Annotated in this window: 4 protein-coding genes; 2 read left to right on the top strand and 2 right to left on the bottom strand. The window is 39.0% G+C overall.

The genetic code is table 11. The features are described from left to right. Positions 1 to 742 (top strand): hypothetical protein (locus tag ACEW8U_RS19780; protein WP_373523787.1); only part of this gene is annotated, 742 nt, incomplete at its 5' end. Then, positions 742 to 1,548 carry a hypothetical protein gene (locus tag ACEW8U_RS19775; RefSeq protein WP_373523786.1) on the top strand — a complete coding sequence of 269 codons (807 nt, stop codon included), beginning with the start codon at positions 742 to 744 and terminating at the stop codon, positions 1,546 to 1,548. The genes ACEW8U_RS19780 and ACEW8U_RS19775, both read left to right, overlap by 1 nt. 82 nt (positions 1,549 to 1,630) lie before the next feature. Here the strand turns inward: ACEW8U_RS19775 and ACEW8U_RS19770 are convergent, their stop codons facing one another. Beyond that, positions 1,631 to 2,098: a DUF1569 domain-containing protein gene (locus tag ACEW8U_RS19770; protein ID WP_373523785.1), complete on the bottom strand. Its 468-nt coding sequence runs from the start codon at positions 2,096 to 2,098 to the stop codon at positions 1,631 to 1,633. Positions 2,099 to 2,193: 95 nt separating this feature from the next. Further along, positions 2,194 to 3,511 (bottom strand): ribonucleoside-diphosphate reductase subunit alpha (locus ACEW8U_RS19765; protein WP_373523784.1); only part of this gene is annotated, 1,318 nt, incomplete at its 5' end.

The following is a 3,511-nucleotide window of genomic DNA, read 5'->3' as shown; positions in this document are numbered from 1 at the left end:
TTTTTTGGAAAGCCACCCCAGTGGTGATGAGGTTGATAAAAACCTGTTTTATCTGGTATTGGCCAATCGGTCATTTGATCGTGCGGATACGGTAAAAGGAATGGAATTTTACCGAAAATTCGATCAACAGGCCATTTCCAGGTCCTCGAATAAACATGAGTATGTAGAAAAAAATTTCTTCCTCAACATGATGACCCAGCTTGCAGCCAATTTGGTGCAGTATGGAAAGATTGAGGAATCCATTGAATTGGCTGAAAGATTTCCTAGTGAGGCGGAAAAGGCCTTCCCCTATATAGCAATGGCAAAAAGAGCGTATAAGAGCAATTCCGATCCCCAGGCATTCGTATTTTTGGATTCAGTTTCTTCGAAAATAGCAGATGTTGATTTTAATATTCTAATTCAAGCATTGGATAGCAGAGCTTATTTCATCAATGTATTATCCACAATTGGCAGTCAAAGGATCAATGACCTTGCCCGTGAAATATTGAGGGATATTCCTGAGCAAAGTAAATTCGATGCCGTGTATCAATTGGTATCGGGATTGGCAAGAGAAGGGAATTATTACAGGGCATTGATGGCAATCCCTAATAACCTGACAGAGTCGCAGGATTTGCAGTGCAGGGGCTTGATTTTGCTGGAAGCTTCCAAAAGAAAGGAAATACAGTCAGGTGATATCCGCTGGAAAGAATTGGACAATTTTCTGGAATGGACAGAAACCTATTTTAATTTCTTAATAAACTGATGAAGAAATACAATACATATTACTACCTTCTATTTGTCCTCTTGGTGATGGGGGCTTTTGCATCCATGGCACAGAACAGCTATGGTTATAAGATTATGGGAATGGTTGCATTTATATTTGGATTCTTGTTTGTGACCCAATTGGTTTATGTTTTCAAGAACAAATCGAAAATCGATTATTTGGTTATTTGCGAACTTATGGGATTGTTTACCATTGCGGTAATTTTGGGCTTAAGGGTGTATTATATCCATTTTGAATTGGTTGAGGTAATTTTTGGTTTGGCGGGGGGCTTACTGATCGCAGTTTATGCTGTAAAAGCAGTCAGGTCTTTTAAGGAAATTACACCAAAAAACAGGACTTTGGCCTTGTTGGTTTTATGTTTTTATGCAAGTTTGATTCTGTATATCTTATCCATGACAGTTATTCCTTTCTTACCGGTATTTTCCGAGGTTTTTGGGATTCTTGCCTTTGTATTTTTATTAATATTTGCAACCATATCTTTTAGGAAAAAGCAAATACACTACGGTTCAGAGAAAGCAACCTCCATTTCCGTCATTGCTCAGAATAAAGACAGATCCATTGTCTTGATGTCACTCTTTCTTTTATTTACTGTTTATATGGGACTTTCAAAATTGGATGTGTTGCCCAAAATGTATTCAGATGAGTATCCACAAGCCTATTTTGAATTGGTCAACCAGGCAGAGATGGGGCAGGATGAGGCTGTAGATGGAAAATACAAACATGAAGAATTCAAAGAGAAATTTGAAAAGTTCTTGGAGAATTCGGAAAGAAGGAATGTTCGGTAGTGTTTTTTTTTTAAAAGATATTAGACATAAGACGCAAGACACAAGATAGATTCCCCTATACGATTAGGTTTAGCTGATCATTTCAATTTTTGGCATCAATTTCCCAAATCCCGAATTGCTTGAAATGGTGCATAAAATGTTTGAAATGAAATCTGTTCCATTCATCCTTATTGAGGTACCCAAATCTAGGATGGACCTCGGATGCACCATCATTTTTTTCAAAATAGGCAATGTATTCATCCCATGCCTGAAGCAATGCTTCTTTGGCTTTTTCCAAACTAGGATATTTTAATGGGTAAAGCTCCCCTGTATCATTGGGCGGTGTCATACCCATTGGCATTTCAAGTTCTGTGAACAACAGGTTAAACTTGGCATTGAGTGCCCTTTCACTGGGATTAAAGGGCGGATATTTGATTTTGCCTATGGACAGCTTCATTGTAATGGTCAAATGCTCCACCATATGTTGTGCAGTCATTTTACCAAAAAGTGCTTTTGTATCATCTTTGAGCATTTTCAAAGAATCAGGGATTTGAGTATTTGTAAGTACCATGAAGGGTGTGGTTTTAAAATCAATAGTAATATAACAAAAAAGCGCCTGACATTGCCAAGCGCTTTTTTCCATCAAACGAACTCTAAAATAATTTTTTAACTTCCGCACATTTCGCAATCATCTGGATTATCCAATGAACAGGCTATGGCATCTTGGTTTTTTGATTTTTCAAGTGCAGGGGCTGCTTGGACTGCTTTCTCTGCATCCCTAGCGGATTTGTCCACTGTAAACTGGATCGCTGCGGTTGCTGCTTGTGACCTGAGGTAGTACATGCCCGTTTTGAGACCTTTTTTCCAGGCATAGAAGTGCATGGAAGTAAGTTTCCCAAAATTAGGATCCTGCATAAAGACATTCATGCTTTGGGACTGACAGATATATGCACCCCTATCAGCAGACATATCTATGACAATTTTTTGAGAGATTTCCCAAACTGTTTTATAGATATCTTTGATGTGTTGAGGAATACCAGGGATATTTTTTACAGAACCATTTGCAGCGATCAACCTGTTTTTCATGACATCATTCCACAATCCCAAATGAATCAGATCTTTCATCAGGTGCTTGTTGACCACAATAAATTCTCCGGATAAAGTTCTTCTGGTATAGATGTTAGAAGTATATGGCTCAAAACATTCGTTGTTCCCCAAAATTTGGGAGGTAGAGGCAGTAGGCATTGGCGCTACCAAAAGCGAGTTTCTAATGCCAAATTTCTTTACCTTCTCTTTCAATTCATTCCACGCCCATCTACCGGATTTTGGAGTGACACCCCACATATCAAATTGGAATATTCCTTTGGATGCAGGCGAACCTTCATAGGTTTCATAAGTGCCTTCTACCTTGGCCAATTCCATTGAAGTCTCCATGGCAGCATAGTAGATGGTCTCGAAAATATCCTCATTGAGTCCTTTTGCCTCATCTGAGTCAAATGGCATTCTGAGCAGGATAAAAGCATCTGCTAAACCCTGTACGCCCAAGCCAATTGGTCTGTGACGGAAGTTGGATTTCCTTGCTTCCTCAACAGGATAAAAATTGACATCAATTACCTTGTTCAAGTTGCGGGTAGCCACTTTGGTGATTTCGTATAATTTCTGATGGTCAAAGTATTTTTTCCCATCACTGCCGGTCACCACATATTTAGGCAGGGCAATCGAGGCCAAGTTACATACGGCTACTTCATCAGGAGCAGTATATTCTATGATTTCGGTGCAGAGATTTGAAGACTTGATTGTACCAAGATTTTGTTGGTTGGATTTCTTATTGGCAGAATCTTTATACAACATGTAAGGAGTACCTGTCTCGATTTGGGACTCAAGGATTTCAAACCAAAGGTCCTGTGCTTTGATTGTTTCCCTGGCTTTTCCTTCCCTTTCGTATTTTTCATACAATCTTTCAAATTCCTCACCATGACAGTCG

Source organism: Aquiflexum sp., from assembly GCF_041751335.1.
Classification (GTDB): Bacteria; Bacteroidota; Bacteroidia; order Cytophagales; family Cyclobacteriaceae; genus Aquiflexum.
The sequence above is the reverse complement of the archived record's forward strand: the minus strand, read 5'-3'. Positions and strand labels throughout refer to the sequence as shown.